The 21066-nt window shown below is 66.2% G+C and carries 22 protein-coding genes; 6 read left to right on the top strand and 16 right to left on the bottom strand.

Features of this window, described 5'->3' with window-relative positions; all coding sequences use genetic code 11:
• Window positions 1-19: 19 nt before the first annotated feature.
• Entirely contained in the window at window positions 20-577 is a 558-nt protein-coding gene (gene rsmD / locus ACS5Q0_RS06875) for a 16S rRNA (guanine(966)-N(2))-methyltransferase RsmD (RefSeq protein WP_473125869.1), read from the bottom strand.
• 13 nt (window positions 578-590) lie between these two features.
• Window positions 591-2537 carry a pseudouridine synthase gene (locus ACS5Q0_RS06870; RefSeq protein ID WP_473125868.1) on the bottom strand — a complete coding sequence of 649 codons (1947 nt, stop codon included), beginning with the start codon at window positions 2535-2537 and terminating at the stop codon, window positions 591-593.
• Window positions 2538-2577: 40 nt separating this feature from the next.
• Between ACS5Q0_RS06870 and ACS5Q0_RS06865 the strand changes: the two genes are divergently transcribed.
• Window positions 2578-3054 carry a nucleoside deaminase gene (locus ACS5Q0_RS06865; RefSeq protein WP_473125867.1) on the top strand — a complete coding sequence of 159 codons (477 nt, stop codon included), beginning with the start codon at window positions 2578-2580 and terminating at the stop codon, window positions 3052-3054.
• 60 nt (window positions 3055-3114) lie between these two features.
• Here the strand turns inward: ACS5Q0_RS06865 and ACS5Q0_RS06860 are convergent, their stop codons facing one another.
• The 4 genes from ACS5Q0_RS06860 to purD form a co-directional block, all read right to left on the bottom strand.
• Entirely contained in the window at window positions 3115-4035 is a 921-nt protein-coding gene (locus tag ACS5Q0_RS06860) for a YsnF/AvaK domain-containing protein (RefSeq protein WP_473125866.1), read from the bottom strand.
• A gap of 172 nt (window positions 4036-4207) precedes the next feature.
• Window positions 4208-4642, bottom strand: a complete 435-nt coding sequence (locus ACS5Q0_RS06855) for a YsnF/AvaK domain-containing protein (RefSeq protein ID WP_473125865.1) — start codon at window positions 4640-4642, stop codon at window positions 4208-4210.
• Window positions 4643-4750: 108 nt separating this feature from the next.
• The gene (locus ACS5Q0_RS06850; protein WP_473125864.1) at window positions 4751-5659 is read right to left on the bottom strand and encodes an alpha/beta fold hydrolase; all 909 of its coding nucleotides are present in this window, start codon (window positions 5657-5659) and stop codon (window positions 4751-4753) included.
• Window positions 5660-5723: 64 nt separating this feature from the next.
• Window positions 5724-7001, bottom strand: coding sequence for a phosphoribosylamine--glycine ligase (gene purD, locus ACS5Q0_RS06845; protein ID WP_473125863.1), 1278 nt, complete (start codon window positions 6999-7001; stop codon window positions 5724-5726).
• Window positions 7002-7221: 220 nt separating this feature from the next.
• Here purD and xseA point away from each other — a divergent pair, with 220 nt between their 5' ends.
• Entirely contained in the window at window positions 7222-8796 is a 1575-nt protein-coding gene (gene xseA / locus ACS5Q0_RS06840) for an exodeoxyribonuclease VII large subunit (RefSeq protein WP_473125862.1), read from the top strand.
• A 93-nt stretch (window positions 8797-8889) separates the two neighbouring features.
• Window positions 8890-9114 (top strand): DUF2093 domain-containing protein, encoded by a 225-nt coding sequence (locus ACS5Q0_RS06835; protein WP_473125861.1) that lies wholly within the window; start codon window positions 8890-8892, stop codon window positions 9112-9114.
• Between the two features lie 12 nt (window positions 9115-9126).
• Here ACS5Q0_RS06835 and lpxK read toward each other — a convergent pair whose 3' ends face one another.
• The 7 genes from lpxK to ACS5Q0_RS06800 all read right to left on the bottom strand — a co-directional run bounded on the left by lpxK (window position 9127) and on the right by ACS5Q0_RS06800 (window position 14916).
• On the bottom strand, window positions 9127-10140 hold the full coding sequence (lpxK, locus tag ACS5Q0_RS06830) for a tetraacyldisaccharide 4'-kinase (protein WP_473125860.1): 1014 nt from the start codon (window positions 10138-10140) through the stop codon (window positions 9127-9129).
• Window positions 10140-11429 carry a 3-deoxy-D-manno-octulosonic acid transferase gene (locus ACS5Q0_RS06825; RefSeq protein WP_473125859.1) on the bottom strand — a complete coding sequence of 430 codons (1290 nt, stop codon included), beginning with the start codon at window positions 11427-11429 and terminating at the stop codon, window positions 10140-10142. Before ACS5Q0_RS06825 ends, lpxK begins: the two co-directional genes overlap by 1 nt.
• Window positions 11426-12166, bottom strand: a complete 741-nt coding sequence (locus ACS5Q0_RS06820; protein WP_473125858.1) for a lysophospholipid acyltransferase family protein — start codon at window positions 12164-12166, stop codon at window positions 11426-11428. The genes ACS5Q0_RS06825 and ACS5Q0_RS06820 overlap by 4 nt, the downstream gene beginning before the upstream one ends.
• 15 nt (window positions 12167-12181) lie before the next feature.
• Window positions 12182-12412, bottom strand: a complete 231-nt coding sequence (locus ACS5Q0_RS06815) for a DUF4170 domain-containing protein (protein ID WP_473125857.1) — start codon at window positions 12410-12412, stop codon at window positions 12182-12184.
• A 58-nt stretch (window positions 12413-12470) separates the two neighbouring features.
• Window positions 12471-13262, bottom strand: a complete 792-nt coding sequence (locus tag ACS5Q0_RS06810; RefSeq protein WP_473125856.1) for an inositol monophosphatase family protein — start codon at window positions 13260-13262, stop codon at window positions 12471-12473.
• A gap of 241 nt (window positions 13263-13503) precedes the next feature.
• Window positions 13504-14433, bottom strand: coding sequence for a 4-hydroxybenzoate octaprenyltransferase (gene ubiA, locus ACS5Q0_RS06805; RefSeq protein WP_473125855.1), 930 nt, complete (start codon window positions 14431-14433; stop codon window positions 13504-13506).
• A gap of 18 nt (window positions 14434-14451) precedes the next feature.
• On the bottom strand, window positions 14452-14916 hold the full coding sequence (locus ACS5Q0_RS06800; protein ID WP_473125854.1) for a hypothetical protein: 465 nt from the start codon (window positions 14914-14916) through the stop codon (window positions 14452-14454).
• A gap of 218 nt (window positions 14917-15134) precedes the next feature.
• Here ACS5Q0_RS06800 and ACS5Q0_RS06795 point away from each other — a divergent pair, with 218 nt between their 5' ends.
• From ACS5Q0_RS06795 to ACS5Q0_RS06785, 3 genes are all read left to right on the top strand, one after another.
• On the top strand, window positions 15135-15881 hold the full coding sequence (locus ACS5Q0_RS06795; RefSeq protein ID WP_473125853.1) for a 16S rRNA (uracil(1498)-N(3))-methyltransferase: 747 nt from the start codon (window positions 15135-15137) through the stop codon (window positions 15879-15881).
• A gap of 168 nt (window positions 15882-16049) precedes the next feature.
• Window positions 16050-17189 carry a carboxylate-amine ligase gene (locus ACS5Q0_RS06790; protein WP_473125852.1) on the top strand — a complete coding sequence of 380 codons (1140 nt, stop codon included), beginning with the start codon at window positions 16050-16052 and terminating at the stop codon, window positions 17187-17189.
• A gap of 121 nt (window positions 17190-17310) precedes the next feature.
• Complete coding sequence (locus tag ACS5Q0_RS06785) at window positions 17311-18681, top strand: glutamate--cysteine ligase (protein WP_473125851.1); 1371 nt, start codon at window positions 17311-17313, stop codon at window positions 18679-18681.
• Between the two features lie 37 nt (window positions 18682-18718).
• Here ACS5Q0_RS06785 and ACS5Q0_RS06780 read toward each other — a convergent pair whose 3' ends face one another.
• The 3 genes from ACS5Q0_RS06780 to ACS5Q0_RS06770 form a co-directional block, all read right to left on the bottom strand.
• The gene (locus ACS5Q0_RS06780) at window positions 18719-20212 is read right to left on the bottom strand and encodes a sensor domain-containing diguanylate cyclase (protein ID WP_473125850.1); all 1494 of its coding nucleotides are present in this window, start codon (window positions 20210-20212) and stop codon (window positions 18719-18721) included.
• Window positions 20213-20224: 12 nt separating this feature from the next.
• Entirely contained in the window at window positions 20225-20542 is a 318-nt protein-coding gene (gene sugE, locus ACS5Q0_RS06775) for a quaternary ammonium compound efflux SMR transporter SugE (protein ID WP_473125849.1), read from the bottom strand.
• Window positions 20543-20692: 150 nt separating this feature from the next.
• A complete protein-coding gene (locus ACS5Q0_RS06770) occupies window positions 20693-20992 on the bottom strand; it encodes a hypothetical protein (protein WP_473125848.1) in 300 nt (99 codons plus the stop codon).
• Window positions 20993-21066 lie beyond the last annotated feature (74 nt).

The raw sequence follows: 21066 nt of genomic DNA, 5'->3' as shown, positions 1-21066 counted from the left end.
TGTGACAACGGTGAAAGGGCTAGGCGCGATAGCGCCCGAACAGCACCTTGGTCTCCCCGTAATCCCGCCGCTCGATCTCCTCGAAGCCCTCGGGCAATGTGACCTCGACGCCTTGGGCTTCCTCCACCACGATGAGCGCGTCGGGCGTCAGCCAGCCGCCTTCGGCGCAGGAGCGCAGGGCCTTGGGGGCGAGATCCTTGCCGTAGGGCGGATCGCAGAAGACGACGGAGAAGGGGGCGTTGGGCGCGGCGTCGCCCATGCGCGTGGCGTCGCGGCGGAAGAGGCGGGTTGCGCCGCCGGCGCCGAGCGCCTCCACGTTCTCGCGGATGATGCCCCGCGCTTGCGCGCCGTCGTCGACGAAGAGGGCGAAGGCCGCGCCGCGCGAGAGCGCTTCGAGCCCCATGGCGCCGGTTCCCGCGAACAGGTCGAGCACGCGCGCACCCTCGATAGGATCGTCATAGCCGTGCTGAAGGATGTTGAAGAGCGTCTCGCGCAGGCGGTCCGATGTCGGGCGGATGACGTCCGAGCTCGGCCCCTTGAGCGAGCGGCCGCGCCAGCGCCCGCCCACGATTCTCATCGTCTAACCCTCATCAGCGGCGGCCGCGCGGGCCGCCTTTGGATCCGCCGCCAGGGCCTTTCTTGAAGCCGCCCTTGGACGCTCCACGGGGACCGCCCTTGAAGCCGCCACCGCCGCCGCGCGGTCCGCCACGGGAGGGACCCTCGCCGCGCGGGGGGCCACGACGCGGACGGTCGTCTCCTCCTTCACTACGCGCACGGAACGGGCGCTCGCCTTGCGGCTTGCGCGGGCGATCCTCGCCGCCCTCGCGGGAGCGGAACGGACGGTCGCCTGCCGGACGGCGCGGGCGCTCGTCCCCGTCGCGACGGGGGCGGCCGGCACCGCCCTCGCGCTTGAAGCGGGAAGGCCCGGCATCGCGGTCGTCACGGCGGCGGGGACGTTCCTCGCCACGCTCGGCGCCACGGCCTCTGCGCGGCGCGGGAGCTTCCTCCTCCTGCGGCTTGCGAACGAGACGCTCCACCACGACCTTGCGGCCTTCCGCCGAAGCGATGGCGCCGACGCGCTCGCGCTGGCGCTCCGCGCTGGCGGCGCGCGCTTCGCGCGGGTCGGCTCCCCGGCGGGGAATTTTCTTGGTCGGCGCGTCCGCGTCGGTCTCGCCTGCACGCCAGACGCTCTTCTTCACGTCGAGCCGCGAAGGACGCTTCTTGGGCTCTTCCTCCTCGCGCTCGTAGCGGTCGCCACCGCGCGCGCGGAAAGGCCTCTCGTCATCGCCCCGGCGACGCGGGCGCTCGTCCCCGCCACGGCCGAAGCGGGCAGGGCGCTCGTCGCGCTCGTCACGGCCCTTGCGCTCCTTCGCCGAGGAGCCGAAGGGCGCGATGGGCTCGCGCACGGGGCTTTCGAAATCGACCCCGGCCTCGACCGCGAGAGCGGCGCCGAGCTGATCCTTCAGTACCTTCGTCCTGACCTCTTCGACCAAACCCTGCTCGAGATCGCCGAGCTGGAACGGACCGAAGGACATGCGGATGAGGCGGTTCACCTGCATGCCGAGATGTTCGAGGATGCGCTTGATCTCGCGGTTCTTGCCCTCGCGCAGGCCCATCGTGATCCACACGTTGTCGCCCTGCATGCGGTCGAGGCGCGCCTCGATGGGACCGTATTCGATGCCCTCGATGGTGATGCCGTCGCGAAGCCTGTCGAGATCGGCCTGCGTGATGTCGCCATGGGCGCGCACCTTGTAGCGGCGCAGCCATCCGGTATCCGGATGCGCGATCACGCGGGCGAGGCCGCCGTCATTGGTGAGCAGCAGCAGGCCTTCCGTGTTGATGTCGAGGCGGCCCACCGCCACCACGCGGGGCAGGTCCTCGGGCAGGTTGTCGAACACGGTGGGGCGCCCTTCCGGGTCGCGGGCCGTGGTCACGAGGCCGCGCGGCTTGTGGTAGAGCCACAGGCGCGTGCGCTCCTTGGTAGGCAGGGGCTCCCCATCCACCGTAATCGTGTCGGCGGCGGTCACGTTGACGGCGGGGCTCTCCAGAACCTTGCCGTTGAGGGTGACGCGGCCTTCCGCGATCATGGCCTCCGCATCGCGGCGGGAGGCGACGCCCGCGCGGGCGATCACCTTGGCGATGCGGTCCTCGGCGGGCTCCTGGGAAACCTCGGCCTGGACCTCCGGGCGCTCCTCATACTTACGGCGGGGGCGCTCCTCGGCGGAACGGTCGAAGCGGCGCGGGCGCTCGTCCCCGCCACGGCCCCGGAAGGAGCGGTCTCCCTCCTCGCGGCGGGCACGGAAGGGCCTGTCGCCCTCGGGCCTGGGGCGGCGCGGCCGCTCGTCGTTGTCGCGGCTGCGGAAGGGCTTGTCGCCTGCGGCGCGGGGCTTGCGGGGACGCTCGTCCTCGCCCCGGGCGCGGAAGGGGCGCTCGCCGCCCTCGCGGGATTTGCGGAAGGGGCGGTCACCGGAGGGGCGGCCACGGTCGGAGCGTCCCGAGGAACGGCCCTTGCGATTATCGTCGTTGCTGTCGGTCATGGGAGCCTGATAGCAGAGGAAAGGAACAGAAGCGAGAGACATGGATAACGACGAACGCAATCCGTCCGATCCCATAAGAGTAGATCCCATGAGCGTGGCCTTCGAGGAGGCCCGCGCTGCCGCCCTGCGCGGGGAGGTACCGGTGGGGGCCGCCATCGTCAGGGACGGCCGCGTCGTCGCCTCGGCCGGCAACCGCCCCCGGGAGCTGCGGGACCCCTCCGCCCATGCGGAAATGCTCGCCATCCGCCGGGCCTGCGAGGCGTTGGACGACGAGCGGCTTTCCGGCTGCGATCTCTACGTGACGCTCGAACCCTGCACCATGTGCGCGGGAGCAATCTCGTTCGCCCGGATCCGGCGGGTCTATTACGCGGCCCACGATCCGAAAGGCGGCGCGGTGGACAACGGCGTCCGCTTCTTCGACCAGCCTACCTGCCACCATGCGCCGGAGGTCTATGGCGGCATCCGGGAAAGCGAGGCGGCGGCCCTGCTGAAGGAATTCTTCGAAGACAGGCGGTAAAACGCCATGAAAAAGCCCAGGGCGATGAGCCCCGGGCCGATCGGTTCTATGCCGTGACGGTCAGCGGGTGCTGTCCGTCGTGCCGGTGCGCGAGGGAGTGTCGCGCCGCTCGTCTTCCACCTCGACCTCGGTCTTGCGGACCGTATCCGAGACGGTCTGGGTGCGCTGATCGGCTTCCTTGCGCACGACCACTTCCTCCACGACACGAGCTTCCTTCGAGACGACGGCCTCTTCGCCGCGCTCTTCGACCTCGATCGTGCGTTCCCGGAAAAGATTGTCGTCATTGCCCAGGGAACTGGCGCGCACGGAGCCCTCCACCGGCCGGCGCTCGACCTGCACGCGTTCCTCCAACAGGCTCACCTGCTCCTGGACCGGCTTCTCGACCACGTGAGAGCGGATGCGCACGCGGCCGTGGCTCACTTCGCGCTTGCCGACATGCAATTCTTCCTCGGCAACCGGGATGACCTCGTCGTCCCGGTCCGTGCCGGTCCCGCGCAGCTGCGTGCGATCTTCCGCCGTCATGCGGGCTCCGGTACCGCTCATGAAACCTGCGGAAGCCGCCGAAGCGCCGCCGATATCGCGGGTGCCCGAACCGACATCGCTCCAGCCTTCCGAACGCCAAGCCTCCTGCCGTTCGTCGAGATCGAGGACATTGTCATCGTCGAGTATGTCGACGACCCAATCGACCTCGTTGTCGTCGCACTTGACGGCCACGAGAGCATGTCCGCGCCGCACGCCTTCAGCGTAAGCACGCGCGTCATTCTCAGGAACGCCGTTGCGCTTCAAATAGTTTTCGACGTGGTCTCGATCCGCTCCGCTCTGGCTCTCGTCGTATCCGGGAGTCTCGTCCCAAAGGCGGTTGTTGCCCGAGTTGCTGAACATGCAGATGCTGCCTCGCGAGAGGCCGGCATCCTCGAGCCTGCTGACGATCGTCGAAGCCTGAGCCTCGCTGTTGAAGAGGCAAGTGACAGTCTTGGCCATTGATGAAATCTCCACGATCCGCGCCATTGCAGGCACAGATCACATGCGATCTGAGTTGTGTCGAAAGTCTGCCGTTGCCGCATCAGAAGCGCTTACGAGGCAAAGGCGCATTGATCCTTACAATGGCTGCTTGTCCTGATCGTTCCCATCACTATGGTCGATGCTCGGATAATTAGGGGTTCTCGTTCGGGTCATCGTCGGCAGACAGGCGTTCGACGACGGCGCGTTGCTTGCGAAGCTGAACAGGGACTTCGAGATTGTCCGTCGTGGTTTTCTTGCGGACGTGCAGCTCTTCCTTCAGGACGAGGCGCTTCTCCACGACAAGAACTTCTTCCAGGATAGGAATGATCGTGACGTCGTTCTCCGTGCGAATGCCAGGCGGCTGATCCACGACTCGATCGATCGGGACACGCGTTATCTCGACGGCTTCTCTCTCAAGGGAGGCCTGTGCGAGTTCCTCGACGACGTCGGTTTTCGTGCTGATGCGAACCCTGCCCGTCGTGACTTCGCGTTTATCGAGATGCAGCACCTCTTCGGTGAGAGGGATGGCTTTCGTGTCATCCGCCTCGCTGCGTGTGGCCGATGGGTCTGGGTCGTGCTGCGTCATGGCGATGGATCCCGTGTGCAGCGTGAACGTGCGCTCTCACGGCGGGTTCCTCATGCAGAGCGAGACCATCGATGCATCGATGGTCTCGCTGCGCATAATCGGATGTCGCTAGGTCTTTAGAAATTCCTGCAGCGCCTCCAGGGTCGCGCTCGGGTTCTCCTCCGCCACGAAATGCCCCGAGGTGACACCGGTGCCGTGCGCCTGGGGCGCGAAGCTCCGGTGCCAGATCTCCAGCGGCTGCTTCCTGTCGCCGACCGGCCCGCTGACGAGTTCGTAATCGCTCCAGATCAGATAGGTCGGGCACTGGATCGTCTTGCCCGCCGCGAGATCGGCTTCGTCCGCCTCGATGTCACGCGTGGCGCCGGCCCTGTAATCCTCGCAGAAGGCATGGATGCGGGTCGGATCGTTGCAGCTCTGCCGGTAGGATTGGAGGGCGCGGGGATCGAAGGCGCTGAGATCCCCGGCTGCGGACCACGCCTTCATCAAACCCTCGAAATAGGGGATGGGGTTCTTGACCAGTTCCTCTTCCGGTTGCGGATAGGCTTGCGAGAGATAGCCCCAATGAACCTCGGAAATGGTCCCTGCGCGCATCTGCTGCCACACGTGATAGGTCGGAAGGATGTCGAGCAGGGCAAGCCGCTCCACGCGGCCGGGATGATCGAGCGCCAGGCGGTAGCCCACGCGCGCCCCTCGGTCGTGGCCGATCACGGCAAAGCGCACATGGCCCAATGCCTCCATGACGCGGATGACATCCTGGCCCATGCCGCGCTTGGAATAGGTCTCGTGCCTCTCGTCGCCCTTGGGCGCCGTCGACCAGCCGTAGCCGCGCAGGTCCAAGCACACGACCCGGTGCGTTTCGGCAAGGGTCGGCGCCAGATGATGCCACATGGCGTGCGTCTGCGGAAAACCGTGCAGCAGCACCAGCGGCGGCCCATCGCCCTTCGAGCGCGCGAAGATCCGTCCGATCTCCGTATCGATCCAGTGGCTCTCGAAACCGGGAAAGAGATCGCTGCTCATGGAAAGACCGCTCGCTGTTGGCAGAAAAGGGGTCTTTGCAAAGCTAGCGGAGCTGATGCGTTTGTCAGCCCCGCTCGCGCTCAACCGCGCGCCAGCCGATATCGCGGCGGCAGAAACCCTCCGGCCAGTCGATTTTGGAGACGGCTTCGTAGGCCTTCGCCTGCGCCTCCGTGATCGTTTTGCCCAGCGCGGTGACGTTCAGCACGCGGCCGCCATTGGCGAGGATCCTGTCGTTATCCTGCTTCGTGCCGGCATGGAACACGATCACGTCGTCGAGCGCCTCGGTCTTGTCCAGCCCACGGATCTCGGAGCCTTTCTCGACGGCTCCGGGATAGCCTTTCGCCGCCATGACGACGGTGAGCGCGGCCTTGTCGGACCATTGGAGGGACACGGCGTCGAGCCTGCCGTCGCAGGCGGCGAGAAACGCCTCCACCAGATCGGAATCGAGGCGGGGCAGGAGAACCTGGGTCTCGGGATCGCCGAGCCGCGCATTGTATTCGATGAGCTGCGGCCCGTCCTTCGTGAGCATGAGGCCCGCATAGAGAATGCCCTTGTAGGGCGTTCCGCGCGAGGCCATGCCCTTGAGCGTCGGCTCGATGATCTCACGCATCGCGCGCGCCTGCAGTTCGGGCGTGAGGACGGCCGCGGGAGAATAGGCGCCCATGCCGCCGGTGTTCGGGCCCTTGTCGCCGTCGAACACGCGCTTGTGGTCCTGCGCCGTGCCGAAGGGAATGGCGTTGGTGCCGTCGCACAAGGCGAAGAAGCTCGCCTCCTCACCTTCGAGGAAGGCCTCGATGACCACCTCCGCGCCGGCCGCTCCCAGGCCTCCACCGATCATCATGTCGATGGCGGCCTCGGCCTCCTCGAAGGACGTGGCGACCACCACGCCCTTGCCGGCGGCGAGGCCGTCCGCCTTCACCACGATGGGAACGCCGTAGTTGCGGATATAGGTCTTGGCGGTCTCCGCATCCGTGAAGCGCCGGTAGGCAGCGGTGGGGATGCCGAATTCGGCGCACAGGTCCTTGGTGAAGGCCTTCGAGCCTTCGAGCTGGGCGGCCGCCTTGGTGGGGCCGAAGGCCTTGATTCCGGCGGCGGTCAGGTCGTCCACCAGTCCAGCGACCAGGGGCGCCTCGGGGCCCACGACGACGAAGCCGATGGCCATCACCCGGCAGAACTCGATGACCGCCTCGTGGTCGGTCACGTCGAGGACGACGTTGGTGCCGACTTGGGCGGTGCCCGGATTGCCGGGGGCGATGAGAAGACGCTGGCAGAGGGCGCTGGCCGACAGGGAGCGCGCCAGGGCGTGCTCGCGGCCGCCCGAACCGATGAGAAGGATGTTCATGGCTGTGAGCCCTCTGTGAAGACGTCTGGGCTCTTAGCCGCTCGAAGGCCGTTCGCCTACCCCGAAAATGTCCGCTTTCCGGCTGAGCGGCCGCGAGAACGAAAGACGGGAGGTCTGCGTCGTTCAGGCAGTGGACAATCGGGCTTTCCATGAGGATTGCCCGCTCCCGACCGGTCCCGCGGCCTTGGCAGGGAGGGGGCGGAACGATTAGGTTCTCCTCATGTTCGCAGCAAAAGCTCCCTCCAATGCCCAGGAATGGTCCGTCTCGGATCTCGCGGGCGCTCTCAAGCGCACCCTCGAGGATGCCTTCGGCTTCGTCCGCCTGCGGGGCGAGGTCTCCGGCTATCGGGGGCCGCATTCCTCTGGGCATGCCTATTTCTGCCTGAAGGACCAGAACGCCCGCATCGACGCGGTGATCTGGAAGGGCTCCTTTGCCAAGCTCAAGATCCGCCCTGAGGAGGGAATGGAGGTCATCGCCACCGGGCGCATCACCACCTTCCCGGGCTCGTCCAAGTACCAGATCGTCGTGGACAGCCTGGAGCCCGCCGGAATCGGCGCGCTCATGGCGCTGCTCGAGGAGCGTCGCCGCAAGCTCACCGCCGAAGGTCTCTTCGCGGCCGAGCGCAAGCGCCGTCTGCCGTTCCTGCCCCGGGTGATCGGCGTCGTGACCTCGCCGACCGGCGCGGTGATCCGCGACATCCTCCACCGGCTGGAGGATCGGTTCCCGCGCCATGTGCTGGTCTGGCCCGTGCGCGTGCAGGGCGAGACCTGCGCAGCCGAGGTGGCCGCCGCCATTCGCGGCTTCAACGCCCTCGATCCGGGCGGCAGGGTCCCGCGCCCCGACGTGCTCATCGTTGCGCGAGGCGGCGGCTCCATCGAGGACCTGTGGGGCTTCAACGAAGAGATCGTGGTGAGGGCCGCCGCCGAGAGCGACATCCCGCTCGTCTCGGCGGTGGGGCACGAAACCGATACGACGCTCATCGACTACGCCGCCGACGTGCGCGCGCCGACGCCGACGGGCGCGGCGGAAATGGTCGTGCCGGTGCGCGTCGAGCTGATGGCCGGCGTCAACGATCTCGCCCGCCGCCATACGGAGACCATGCTGCGCGTCGTCGAGCGCCGCCGTTCGGATCTGCGCGCCACCGCGCGCGCTCTGCCGACGCCGGAGGCCCTGTTCTCGCCGAAGCGCCAGCGGCTCGATCTGGCGACGGCGAAGCTCTATCCGGCGCTTGCGCGCAATGCGCGCGGACACGAGGAGCGGCTGCTGAAGGCAGCGCGCCAGCTCGCGCATGTCTCGCCGGTGGCGAATGTCGCGCGCATGCGGGCCAAGCTCGATGCGGTGGGCTCGCGCCCCTACAATGCGGTCTGCCGTCTGGTGACATTGCGCCAGGAAACCCTCAAGCAGCTCGATCGCCGTCTCGTCGTTTCGCGGGAGACCCTGCTGCGCGCCGAGCGCACACGGATTGCGCAATCGACCGAACTCACGCAGCGCGTGGCCGAACGTCTGGTCCCTGCGCTGCAAGGGCAGATCGCGCGGAAGGCCGAGAAGCTGGACGCAGTGTCGAAGCTCTTCGACAGCCTGAACTACAAATCCGTGCTCAAGCGCGGCTTCGCACTCGTACGCGATGCGGAGGGACAGCCTCTGCGTTCGGCGGATGCGGTGCTCGACGGACAGGCGCTCGTGCTCGAATTCGCCGACGGCGCGGTCGACGCCACGGGCGGGCGCATCGGTTCGCGCCCGAAGCCGGTGAAGCCCAAGCTCGTCGTGAAGGAAGAGCAGGGCGCGTTGTTCTAGGGCGTCGGATCCACAGCCGCCTGCGACGCGCCGGCATTGAAAAACCGGCACCTTGCGCCCTTATATGGGATCTGCGAACCTGCGATGGTCGGGATGATGAACAAGCATGAGCGCGTTGGCGGCGAGGCCGTTGTGCAATATCTCGACAGCAACCTGCGGATCATCAAGCCCGGTGCCTTCGTGCGCTGCGCCGTAACCGACAAGCCCATCCCCCTCGACGAGCTGAAGTATTGGAGCGTCGAGCTGCAGGAGGCCTATGCTTCACCCGAGGCGGTGATGATGCGCATCACCGGACAGACATTTCCCAAGAAGGGCTGATGCCCCCACCGGTCAAGGGCGCGTCAGGCGTCTGTCGCTGATCTTGCGCAGGATGAAATTCCGCAATCCATTCTCGTCATGAAGATGGAGCCGCACGGGCAGGACCATCAGGTCGCTCCAGGCTCCCGGGCCGTTCAGACCGGCGATGCGCACGAAATCCTTCTCGGTCGTGATGGCCTGGAGGCCGCGTCTTGCGGCTTCTCTGCGCAGATCGTCGAGTTCATTCCGGTTGTAGGCGTGGTGGTCCGGAAAGGCGCGGGCCTCGACGACGGTCGCGCCGCAGGCGCGCAAGGTCTCGAAGAACTTCTCCGGCCGCCCAATGCCCGCGAAAGCCAGAACCTTCCGCCCCTGGAGCGTGTCCGCAACCTCCCGGCAGGGCGCGAGATGCCCGCTGAAGACACGTTTGCCGAGCTCCTGGGCCCGGTCCGCAACGGCTGTCCCGGCTGCTCCGTCCCCGATCACGAGCACCGCATCGACGGCGGGCCATTGCGTCTCCATGGGCGCCCGCAGGGGGCCCGCAGGCAGGGGCAGGCCGTTTCCGATCCCCGTGGCCCCATCGACGACGGCGATCGTGCAATCCTTGCGGAGGGAGGGATTCTGAAGGCCGTCGTCCATGATCAGGACCGTGGCGCCGATCTCATGGGCGAGACGCGCGCCCGCGGCACGATCCGCCGACACGATGGCGTCCGCCATGGGGGCCAGAAGAAGCGGTTCGTCCCCCACGTCGGCGGCCCTGTGATGCGGCTGCACCTGGACCGGGCCACGAAGATTGCCGCCATAGCCGCGCGACAGGAAGACGGGTCTTTCGCCCGCGGCGTCGAGAATCTCCGCGACGGCGAGGGCGGTTGGCGTCTTGCCGGCGCCTCCGGCCGTGAAATTGCCGATGCAGATGACCGGGAGGACGGCGCGCTCGCCCTTCCTCCGCATCCGGCGGCCCGCGATGGCGCCATAGACAAAGGCAGCCGGGCGCAGGAGGGTCGCGGTCAAGGAGGAGCGGGGCAGCCACCAGAAGGCTGGCGCCCGCATCAGCGTCGCGCTCCGAGCTTGGCCTGAACGATGAAGGGCTCGATGGATTGCATGGTGCGCTCCACCGCTCCCCCCAAGGCCTGCACGGCCTCGCCGGCGTTCCGGGCCATGTCGCGGGCGAGGGCCGGATTGCTCAAGAGCTCGCTGACGGCACGCGCCAAGGCGGTGCTGTCCTTGACCATCAGAGCGCCGCGCCCCTTGTCGATGGCCGCATAGACATCATCGAAATTGTGGACATGGGGTCCGTGAAGGATGGCCGCGCCCAGCTTGGCGGGCTCGATCGGGTTTTGCCCCCCATGAGCCACCAGGGATCCGCCCATCACTACGATGGGGGACAATCGGTAGAACAGCCCCATCTCGCCCACCGTGTCGGCCACATAGACGTCGGTGGCGCGGTCGGGGTGCATGCCCTCGGACCGGCGGCCGGCGCGCAGGCCCGCCTGCGCGGCAATGGCGGCTACCTCCGGTCCGCGATGGGGATGGCGCGGCGCGATGATCGTAAGCAGATGCGGGTGCCGCTTGGCGAGCGCCCGATGCACGGCGACGATGGCGCTTTCCTCGCCCGCATGGGTGCTGGCGGCGAGCCACACGGGACGACCCGCGATGAGGCCCGACAAATGCGCCACCACCCGCGGGTCGGCCGGGGGAGGGGCGGCGTCGAATTTGAGATTGCCGGTCACGAACACGCGAGGCGCGCCGAGGCGGGCAAGCCGGGCCGCGTCGTCCTGGCTCTGGGCGAGGCACAGGGCGAAGCGCTCCAGCAGTCCCCGGATGATGGAGGGGAATTTCTGCCAGCGCTGAAAGGACCGGTCCGACATCCGCCCGTTGACCAGGACCAGCGGAATGTGCCGCTCGTCGAGCGCCATGACGGTGTTCGGCCAGATCTCGGATTCGGCGATGAGAGCGAGATCGGGCCGCCAGTGATCGAGAAAGCGCCGCATGTAGCGCGGCACGTCGAGGGGCATGAACTGATGCAGCGCTCCGGGCGGCAGGCGGCGCGCGATCAGGGAGGCGGACGTGCGGGTTCCGGAGGTCACCAGGACCGCGAGGCCGCGCTGCGTCAGGCGCTCGACGACAGGCAGCAGGGACAACGTCTCGCCGATGCTCGCGCCGTGGACCCAGATCAGATGGCCCTTCGGCCGCTGGCGGCTGGGATGGCCCTGGCGCTCGCCCAGGCGGGTGCGATCCTCGCGCCCCTTGCGCTGCCGCCACAGGAGAAGCCCGAAGACGGCGGGCTCGAGAAGGGCCGTGGCCGTCCGATAGGCCCTGAAGAAGAGTGGGGTGCTCATGCGTGCGATTCCCCCGCGAAGGCCGGCGACGATTTCGCGCCGGGATCCCGGGAACCGACGAGAGCGTAAGCTCGCTCGTGGATGGCGTCGAGTTCCCGCTCCACCTGGAAACGGAGAGCTTCGAGCGCGGTCGCATCCGCATCGCGCGGGACATGGACCGGCTCGCCCAGCACCATCGCGCCGCGCCCGAAGGGCAGGCCGATGCTGGCCCTGTCCCAGCTGTTGAAATCGATGCGGCGGCTCGTCACCACGGCGACCGGGACGATGGGGCGGCCGGACATCTGCGCCAGGGTCACGATGCCCTGTCCGCAGACTCGCGAGATCTTCGGGATGTCCGCCGTCATTACGACCATTTCACCGTCCGCCAGCGCCTTGAGCATGGAGCGCATGGCCTGAACGCCGCCCTTCTTGCGGATATCGCGGCCGCGAGCGCCCGATCCCCGGATAGCCCTGATGCCGAGATGGCGCAGGGCGACCGCATTGAACTCTCCGTCGCCGGAGCGGGAGACGAGGCTCGCGGCGCGATCTTCGGGCCGCTTGGCGAAATGGATCATGAAATGCTGCCCGTGCCACATGGCGGCGATCACGGGCATCTGGGGGCCGATCCGATCATAGGCATCCACCGGTTCCATGACGAACCGGTTCGTGCGGTGCACGAACTTCAAATAGCTCGCGACCAGGAAGCCCAAGGCTTCCTGGACCGGCCGCGAGCGAATGATGCGCTTGAGGAGACCCATCGTGGCCGTGAAGCCTTAAGCCTGCGGCTCCAGCAGGCGGTGCAGATGCACGATGAAATAGCGCATCTGGGCATTGTCCACCGTCGACTGCGCCTTGGCCTTCCAGGCCGCATGGGCCGTGGCGTAGTTCGGGAAGATGCCGACGATGTCGAGTTTGGAAAGATCCTTGAAATCAACGGTTTCGAGGCTCGTGAGCTCACCGCCGAAAACCAGATGAAGCAGCTGCTTGCCGGACGTGTCGGTCATGTTTTCAGAACTCTTCCGAATGATGCGGGGATAGGATTTTGCTGTGAGGCGAACGTGATCAGGTCCTCATGGCCCCAATAACACGAGGATGCAACTGTGACGCAACGGCAATCATCTCGCCGTGCTTCGGCTGAGGTTTGTTGTAAGCCGGTGGCAAACCAGCGAAATCCGTCAGAAGGCCGCCGGCCTCGCGCAGGATGAGATCGGCGGCGGCAATGTCCCAGTCCTGTGAATTATGGGAAACGAGCCCGACATCGATGGAGCCATCTGCCACACGGGCGAGGCGCAGCGCCAGGGAGGGGACCTTCGGCAGCCGCTCGACGGGGCCGATATTGCGCTCGAACCTGTCCACCAGGGGCTTGGGGCCCGCCACGCGCGCCGGCGCCGCAGGTGGAGTCTCGGGAAGCCGGAGCCGTTCCCCATTGCACCAGGCGCCGCCGCCGAGACGCGCTTCGTAGAGACGGTCGTGAATGGGGGCGTGGAGCACCCCGAGAACCGGGGTTCCGTCCTTCACCAGGGCGATGGAGACGGCCCAGTCCGGATGGCCGGAGGCGAAGGCGCGGGTGCCGTCGATGGGGTCGACGACCCAGACATGGGTGCGGTCGAGACGCGCGGGATTGTCCGCCGTCTCTTCCGAGAGCCACCCCGCCTCGGGGAGGAGGCTCGTCAGGTGCTCTTTCAGAAAGGTGTCGAGGGCGATGTCCGCTTCCGTCACCGGGGAGCTCTGCCCCTTGTACCAGAGCCGCGCAGCCGTCTGCTCCCCGGAGCGGAAATAGGGGAGGGCGAGGGCTCCGGCCCGGCGCGCCGCATCACGTACGGCTGCGGCCAGGGATGGCAGGGGGTCAGGCAAGGGGGACAGCATCCTTCTCAAGATGGGTAGCCCCGTCGACAGATGCCAGAGAGGCCGGCGAAGAAACAGAGTTTCTTCACGAAAAGGGCTTCCTTCGCAAGGGAAGGACTTGAGAGAAAGGCTCTGCCTGGCACCTAGAGCATCGTGCGGACCCAGCGGGCCACGTCGAGCGATGCTCTCGTCTCAGGAGAAAGCATCGGATGGGTCCCAAAAGTGCAAGTCCCCTTTGGGGTCCGATGCTTTAGAACAGAGCGTCGGCGATCATGGCGGCGAATAGGATCAGGCCCGCGTCCCGGTTCGAGCGGAAGAGCCTGAGGGCTCCTGCGCCGTCTGACCTGTCGATCCGGGCCACCTGCCAGCCGAGATGCAGGGCGAAGAGGCCGAGGCCGATGTAGGACGGGAGGCCCACGCCGGCCCGGGCGAAGGCCGCCGTCATGAGCAGGATCGTCAGGCCGTAGCAGATGCCGACGCCCAGCTTCACGCGCTCGCCGAAGAAGCGGGCGGAGGATTTGATGCCGGCGATCTCGTCGTCCTCGATATCCTGAAGGGCATAGATGGTGTCGTATCCCACCACCCAGGCGATGCTGGCGAGGTAGAGCAGGACCGGGGTTAAGCTCAGGGAGCCGAAGGCGGCGGCCCATCCCATCAGCGCGCCCCAGGAGAAGGCGAGGCCCAGCACGATCTGCGGCATCCAGAAGAACCGCTTCATGAAGGGATAGAGCGCGACGACCGCCAGGGAGCCGAAGCCCGTCAGGATGGCGAAGCCGTTGAACTGCAGAAGGACGAGAAGGCCGACGAGGCCCTGAAGCCCGAGGAAGGCGAGCGCCCCTTTCAGGCTGACCTGGCCGGAGGGCAGGGGGCGCTGGCGCGTCCGCTCCACGCGCAGGTCGAGGTCTCGGTCGACGATGTCGTTATAGGTGCAGCCCGCGCCGCGCATCGCGACGGCGCCGATCAGGAAGAGCAGGCAATGAAGCGGGTCGGGATAGGGCTGTCCCTTCACGAGGGCTGCCAGGGCCGCTGACCACCAGCAGGGGAGCAGCAGCAGCCACCAGCCGATGGGCCGCTCGATCCGCGCCAGGCGCAGATAAGGGCGCAGGCCCGCCGGGGCCCACCGGTCGGCCCAATGGCCGCGCACAGCATCGGGAAGGGATGACGCCCCGGGACGCTCCATGACGGGTCTCTGCCTCGGTTAGAGGGCGCCCTTCGGCACGCTCAGCGTGCCGGTCAGGCCGCCGCCCATGCGGCCGGGGCCGCCCTGCTGGGCCTGTTGCTTGGCGCGCTTTTCCATCTCGGCCATCTTCGCGGCGGCGCCGCAGGCCTGGGTCTTGAAGGATTGGGCGCGCTTATGGTCCTGCTGGAAATTCTCCATCACCTGATCGGGAACCTGGCACCAGTCCTTGTTCGCGGTCATCCATTTCAGGCCGGCATCCCCGTTGGTCACGAGCTTGCCGAAGACCGTGCAGGCGGCGCGCGGATCGATCTGCTTCTTCTTGCCTCCGCCGGTGAGGGCCGAGATCTGTTTGACCAGGTTCTGGCGCTCGAGCAGGATCTTCTGCCCGTCCTGACAGGCGCTCGACTGCGCGAAGGCAGGAGCGGATGCGAAAATGCCAACGGCGGCAAGCGCGGCCATTAAGGTCGGACGGATGTGCGTCATGGCAAAAACCCTTCATGAAGCCCGCGACGTCTCGCGAACTTGTGCTCTGTTAACAGGTTACGGGCCTCCAGGCCAAGGGGCGATTGGTCGCCCAAGAGCAACCCGACGCCAAGCTGTGCCATGGCGCACCTTAATTCCAGATGACCAGCGGCCCGCAACCCCTCCTCAGGGGCGAGGGAACTTGATAATGCTCCCTGGCTCATTCTTCCAGGGATCCCATGGCCGGTTACGACTTCAACGCGCCCCGTCTCTTCGTCGATTCGCCCCTTCACAAGAACGCGAGGATCGCTCTCGACCGGGGGCAGGCCAATTACCTGTTGAACGTCCTGCGGCTGAAGGACGGGGAGAGCGTGCTGATCTTCAACGGGCAGGACGGGGAGTGGCGCGCCGAAGTCTCCGTGGAGGGGCGCAAATCCGCCGATCTCGTCTGCGCGGAGCAGGCCCGTGAGCAGACCGCCCGGCCCGACCTGATCTATGCTTTCGCGCCGCTCAAACATGCGCGCCTGGACTACATGGTTCAGAAGGCTGTCGAGATGGGCGCAGGGATTCTTCAGCCGGTTATCACGCGGCGCACCCAGAGCACGCGGGTCAACCTGGAGCGCATGCGCAGCAACGCCGTCGAGGCAGCGGAGCAATGCGGGATCCTGACTCTTCCGGAGGTGCGCGAAGAAGAGAATTTGGAACGTTTTCTCAAGGACTTGGATAAAAATCGCATCCTCGTGTTCTGCGACGAGGACGCACCCGTTTCCAATCCGGTCGAAGCTCTTGCCAAGCTTGGGAACAATCAAGCAGGCCTTGCCGTTATCGTGGGCCCCGAAGGGGGGTTCACCGATCAGGAGAGAGCGCTTGTCGCCGCCCACGAAAGATGTGTTTGCGTATCGTTGGGACCGCGAATCCTGCGAGCCGACACCGCAGCAGTGGCAGCCCTCGCGATCGTTCAAGCGGTCCTTGGCGATTGGAACTGACACGCCCATCCTGCGATGGGGCAGGCCAATTCGCCTCTAGTTTCACAAGCTTAGCAGTTTAGCGCCGATTCGCCCCACTCACGCCCTATTCGGGCAGAGTGTGGGGCGGCGGCAGGCCATCCTGCGTGCAAGGGTCATTCCTGAAAAACAAATAGAGGAAACCGGGAAATGAGCTGGGATTTCAAGTTCGGCATCGAAGAAGAATACTTCGTGAACGATGCCGCCAAGCGGGACGTGGCCAAGGGAAGAATCAGGGAATTTTTCGCCTCCTGCCGCGAGCAGCTCTCGGACGGCGTCCAGCCCGAGATGCTCGAGCCTCAGATCGAAATCGCGACGAAGCCCATGGTGGATCTCGCCGAGGCCCGCGCCCATCTGTCAGGCCTGCGCTCGGCCGCGGGCGCCATCGCCCGCGACTACAATCTGTCCATCATGGCCTCGGGGACGCATCCGCTCGCCGTCTGGTCGCGCGTGCGTCCGAGTTCGCAGCCCCGCTACGGCAAGGTGATGCACGACCTGCAGATGCTCGGCAGCCGCACGGTGCTGTGCGGCATGCATGTGCACGTGGAGGTGCCCGACCTCGCCATGCGCGTGGACATCATGAACCGCATTCAACCCTATCTGCCGCTGCTGCTGGCGCTGTCGACCTCGTCGCCATTCTGGCAGGCGCAGCGCACGGGCCTTCTCGGATACCGCCTCGCAGCCTATCGCGAATTGCCGCGCACCGGTCTGCCGGACCTGTTCGACGGAGCTGAGGATTATCAGCGTTACATTGATACGCTCGTCGCCGCGCGCGCCATCGAGAATTCGAGCTATGTGTGGTGGGTGATCCGGCCCTCGCTGAAGCATCCGACCCTGGAGCTGCGCGTGGCCGACAGCTGCACCCGCGTGGACGACACCATCGCCATCGCGGCCCTCTATCGTTGCCTCGTACGCCGCCTGAGCCTCGAGTCCAAGCTGAATGCGGGTCAGACCGGCGCGTCGCGCGCCATCAACGACGAGAACAGCTGGCGCGCGATGCGCTACGGCATCCATGGCAGTTTCGTCGACGAGAAGACGCGCAGCGCCAAGCCTGTGCGCGAACTGCTCGACGAGGTGCTGGACATGATCCGGGACGATGCGAAAGAGCTCGGCTGCGAGCGCGAGGTCGATCTTGCGCGCTGGATCGTGGCACGCGGCACGAGCGCCGACCGGCAGCTCACGCTCTACACGGAAGCGCTTGGGCGCGGCCTGTCGAGCCGCGACGCTCTGGCCAGCGTGGTCGACTGGCTCTCCGCCGAGACAGTCGGGGATCTGGTCGTCCGTCATTGAGGCATTCACGGCCCCGCACTTTGTGGGGCCGTCCCTCATTGCAGCTTGGCCTTAACCCGCCTATCTAGTCACGATCCCTGAGTCGGCGCGCCTTGAACGCGCTTTTTGGATGAGGTGATGTATGGCGCGGGACGTATCCGATACGACCCCTATCGGCGCGCGGGCCGAGCTCGTGGAATGGATCGCGGAGGGCGAGAAGCCCCGCGACACATGGCGGCTGGGAACCGAGCACGAGAAGATTCCCTTCTATGAGGCGGATGCCTCTCCTGTTCCCTATGACGGCGGAAAAGGCATTCGCGCGCTGCTCGAAGGTCTGCAGGAGCGCACCGGCTGGTCTCCCATCATGGAAGACGACCAGCCCATCGGCTTGTTCGACGAGGCGGGCGGCGGAGCGATTTCTCTGGAGCCGGGCGGTCAATTCGAACTCTCCGGCGCTCCACTCAGGACGCTGCATGACACCGCGCAGGAGACCGCGCAGCATCTCGCCGACGTGAAGGCGATCGGCGAGGCGCTCGGCATCCGGTTTCTCACTCTCGGCATGAGCCCGCTGTGGACGCGCGCCGAAACGCCCGTCATGCCGAAGAAGCGCTACCGTATCATGACGAACTACATGCCCAAGGTCGGCAACCTGGGCCTTGATATGATGTACCGCACGTCCACCGTGCAGGTGAACATGGACTACGCGTCCGAAGCCGACATGGTGAAGAAGCTGCGCGTCTCGCTCGCGCTGCAGCCGGTGGCGACCGCGATCTTCGCCAACTCGCCCTTCACCGAAGGCAAGCCCAACGGCTATCTCTCCATGCGCTCGCGCATCTGGCTCGATACGGACAGGAACCGCACGGGCATGATGGCCTTCGCCTTCGAGGATGGCTTCGGCTATGAGCGCTACGTGGATTGGGCGCTCGGCGTGCCGATGTATTTCGTCAAGCGCGACGCGACCTATCACGACGTGGCCGGCGAATCGTTCCGCGATCTTCTCGACGGCAAGCTCGCGCAATTGCCGGGCGAGCGCGCGACGCGCTCCGACTGGGCGAACCATGTCTCCACGCTGTTTCCGGAAGTGCGCCTGAAGCGCTATCTCGAAATGCGCGGCGCGGATGTCGGCAACCTCGAACACATCGTGGCGCTCTCCGCTTTCTGGACGGGGCTGCTCTACGACGAGGCGGCGCTCGACGGAGCCTGGGATCTCGTGAAGGGATGGAGCGCGGAGGAGCGCGAACAGTTGCGCGCCGATGTGCCGAAGCTCGCCCTGAGGGCCACGGTCGCCGGTCGCTCCGTCCAGGAGATCGCGCGCGATGCGCTGGCTCTCTCGCGTGAGGGCCTCAAGCGCCGCGCCTATCGCGATGCCTCGGGACAGGATGAGACGAAGCATCTGGTCTATGCCGAGGAGATCGTCGCATCCGGCCGGACGTCCGCCGAGCGATTGCTGGAGCGTTATCACGGCGCGTGGGGCGGCTCCGTGCGGCCCTCCTTCAGCGAGTGCGTCTTCTGAGGCGTGGCCGTTCGGCCCGCCGGGTCCGCAGGATGCGCTACGCGGCTTTCGCGACGGAGACGCGGTTGCGGCCGCTCTGCTTGGCCTGATAGAGCGCCTTGTCGGCCATCTCGATGAGATCTGCCGGCCCCACGTGCGGGCGGTCTCCAGCAGGCCAGTGGGTGACGATGCCGATGCTGATCGTCAAGGTATGGACGGGGGCATTGGCCTCGTGAGGCAGGGCCAGCGCCTCCACGCCCGCGCGGATCTTTTCCGCGACCCTTGCTGCGCCGTTCTGATCCGTATCGGGCAGCAGGAAGACGATCTCCTCGCCTCCATAGCGCGCGACGAAGTCGCGAGGGCATCTGACGCCCTCCGCAGTAATGACCCTCGCCACCTTGCGCAGGCATTCGTCTCCCTGCTGATGGCCGTAGAGATCGTTGTAGGATTTGAACTGATCGACATCGATCAGGAACAACGAAAGCGGCGTTCCGTCCCGCGAGGCGCGCAGCCATTCGATCTCGAGGCGGCTGTCGAAGGTCCGGCGGTTCGCGAGGCCCGTCAGGCCGTCGGTCGCCGCCAGCACGGCGAGTTCGGCTTCGACCTGCGCGCGGCGGCGCAGCTCGCGGGCGAGCCTCCAGCCCAGAACGACGATGATGCCGATGAGGATCACGACGCGCAGCGAGCGGATCTGGAATTCCAGCAGCCAGTTCCTCAGGGCCTCCTGCTGACTGACCGCCGTCAGAAGAACGACCGGATAAACGTGGTTTCGCTGATAGCCTGCAAGGCGCGGTACGCCATCGATGGGAGAGACATAGGAGCGGGAGCCGGATTGGCTGCCCTCGAACAGCCACTCCGTCGAGGGAGGCTTGAGGCCGATCGCGCTCTCGACATAGGGGGATCGGGAGAGGATTCTCCCGTCCACGGAGCTCACCATCACGGCGCTCCCCTGGGAGCCGAGATCGATGCGGCCGAAGAAGTTCGCGAAGTAGCGCGGCGGGATGCTGACCTGAACGACGCCGCCGAAGCTCCCGTCGGGCTTGTCGAGGCGACGGGAGAGGGTGAGCACCCGTTCGCCCCCGATCGGATCCTGAATGAGCGGGCCGAAGAACCACTTCCGCTCCAGCGAGGTGGCGTGATGCTGAAAGAAAACCGTGTCCTTGACGTTCACCCGGTTATGGCCGGGAAGTGAGCTACCCAGGAGGAAGCCGTTCTCGCCATAGACCGTGAGAGACTTCAGGGCTTGCAGGGTCTGGATGCGCTCGGAGAAGAATTCCTGCATGGACATCAGGTCGTCCGGATCCGCTCCCTGACGCTCCAGGCGGTCGACGATATCGACCAGGATGGCGTCTGCCAGGTTGAAGGTATCCTCCGCGTGCTGAGCCAGGGATTTGGCGAGATTCGTCATCTCGCCCTTGATGCGGACGACTTCCTGCTGACGCTCCGTCCAGTCCCTCCAGCCTTCGAGGCCGACGATGGCGAGGCAGATCACCGCGACGAATATCCTGAGCCCACGGGTGGAGGAATTGGCGTCGCGGGGAGAGGACAGCATCGGCATCGACCCTCACGTGGCCGCAAACTTGAGGCCGAGGATGCCGACCACGATCAGGCCGATGCAGCCGAGGCGGAGGGCCGTGGCGGGCTCACCCAGGAGAACGATGCCGAGAAGGGCCGTGCCGACGGTGCCGATCCCGGTCCAGACGGCATACCCGGTTCCGACGGGCAGGGTCTTGAGAGCGATCCCGAGGAGCAGGACGCTCACCACCATGCTGACAGCGGTCAGGACAGAGGGCACGGGGCGCGTGAAGCCCTCGCTATATTTGAGCCCAATGGCCCATCCTATCTCGAAAAGGCCTGCCAGTGTCAGATAAACCCACGCCATTCAGGTTTCACGTCACCATGCGGTGACAGCCTTTCCGAGATGATAGCGCGAGGCCCCCCTTGCGCCCTTCCAGGTATACAGGGCTGTCGCATACGTCTCAATAGTAGCCGGCTGCATAAATACCTACGTTCGGGGGGCGCGGGTGGGGGGTCAGTTCACGGAATCGTCCGAAGGGCGGGCGGACGGCTTCAAGGACGCATAGGGATCGAAGGGCGCGTAGATCTGGTGCTTCCAGGAATCGCCGCAATTGATGCAGATCGAGCGGATCATGTGGTTGCTCTGCTCCAGGCGTTTGAGCAGCTTCTCCTGCCGTGCCTGTGCGTCATCCTGCGCCTCGTATCCGGAAGGGCGAACCGTCAGTTGCAGGCCTTTGGCTTCGGAGGCGGCTCCCTGGGCGAAGGCCGAGACCGGCAGGCTTGCGAGAACGGCAGCAAATAAGAATTGGCGCATAAGACTCCTCACGGCCGATTGAATCATCCCTCACTGGAGGCGGCGCAATGCTATTCCGTCAAGGGTGAAGAAGG

The sequence above is a fragment of the Microvirga sp. HS2 genome, assembly GCF_055792805.1.
Note: the sequence above shows the minus strand (reverse complement) of the source record. Positions and strands in the feature narration are given on the sequence as shown.

Coding starts and splice junctions, on each gene's coding strand:
- rsmD (WP_473125869.1), bottom strand. CDS start 577: ATGAGAATCGTGGGCGGGCGCTGGCGCGGCCGCTCGCTCAAGGGGCCG.
- ACS5Q0_RS06870 (WP_473125868.1), bottom strand. CDS start 2,537: ATGACCGACAGCAACGACGATAATCGCAAGGGCCGTTCCTCGGGACGC.
- ACS5Q0_RS06865 (WP_473125867.1), top strand. CDS start 2,578: ATGGATAACGACGAACGCAATCCGTCCGATCCCATAAGAGTAGATCCC.
- ACS5Q0_RS06860 (WP_473125866.1), bottom strand. CDS start 4,035: ATGGCCAAGACTGTCACTTGCCTCTTCAACAGCGAGGCTCAGGCTTCG.
- ACS5Q0_RS06855 (WP_473125865.1), bottom strand. CDS start 4,642: ATGACGCAGCACGACCCAGACCCATCGGCCACACGCAGCGAGGCGGAT.
- ACS5Q0_RS06850 (WP_473125864.1), bottom strand. CDS start 5,659: ATGAGCAGCGATCTCTTTCCCGGTTTCGAGAGCCACTGGATCGATACG.
- purD (WP_473125863.1), bottom strand. CDS start 7,001: ATGAACATCCTTCTCATCGGTTCGGGCGGCCGCGAGCACGCCCTGGCG.
- xseA (WP_473125862.1), top strand. CDS start 7,222: ATGTTCGCAGCAAAAGCTCCCTCCAATGCCCAGGAATGGTCCGTCTCG.
- ACS5Q0_RS06835 (WP_473125861.1), top strand. CDS start 8,890: ATGATGAACAAGCATGAGCGCGTTGGCGGCGAGGCCGTTGTGCAATAT.
- lpxK (WP_473125860.1), bottom strand. CDS start 10,140: ATGCGGGCGCCAGCCTTCTGGTGGCTGCCCCGCTCCTCCTTGACCGCG.
- ACS5Q0_RS06825 (WP_473125859.1), bottom strand. CDS start 11,429: ATGAGCACCCCACTCTTCTTCAGGGCCTATCGGACGGCCACGGCCCTT.
- ACS5Q0_RS06820 (WP_473125858.1), bottom strand. CDS start 12,166: ATGGGTCTCCTCAAGCGCATCATTCGCTCGCGGCCGGTCCAGGAAGCC.
- ACS5Q0_RS06815 (WP_473125857.1), bottom strand. CDS start 12,412: ATGACCGACACGTCCGGCAAGCAGCTGCTTCATCTGGTTTTCGGCGGT.
- ubiA (WP_473125855.1), bottom strand. CDS start 14,433: ATGGAGCGTCCCGGGGCGTCATCCCTTCCCGATGCTGTGCGCGGCCAT.
- ACS5Q0_RS06800 (WP_473125854.1), bottom strand. CDS start 14,916: ATGACGCACATCCGTCCGACCTTAATGGCCGCGCTTGCCGCCGTTGGC.
- ACS5Q0_RS06795 (WP_473125853.1), top strand. CDS start 15,135: ATGGCCGGTTACGACTTCAACGCGCCCCGTCTCTTCGTCGATTCGCCC.
- ACS5Q0_RS06790 (WP_473125852.1), top strand. CDS start 16,050: ATGAGCTGGGATTTCAAGTTCGGCATCGAAGAAGAATACTTCGTGAAC.
- ACS5Q0_RS06785 (WP_473125851.1), top strand. CDS start 17,311: ATGGCGCGGGACGTATCCGATACGACCCCTATCGGCGCGCGGGCCGAG.
- ACS5Q0_RS06780 (WP_473125850.1), bottom strand. CDS start 20,212: ATGCTGTCCTCTCCCCGCGACGCCAATTCCTCCACCCGTGGGCTCAGG.
- sugE (WP_473125849.1), bottom strand. CDS start 20,542: ATGGCGTGGGTTTATCTGACACTGGCAGGCCTTTTCGAGATAGGATGG.
- ACS5Q0_RS06770 (WP_473125848.1), bottom strand. CDS start 20,992: ATGCGCCAATTCTTATTTGCTGCCGTTCTCGCAAGCCTGCCGGTCTCG.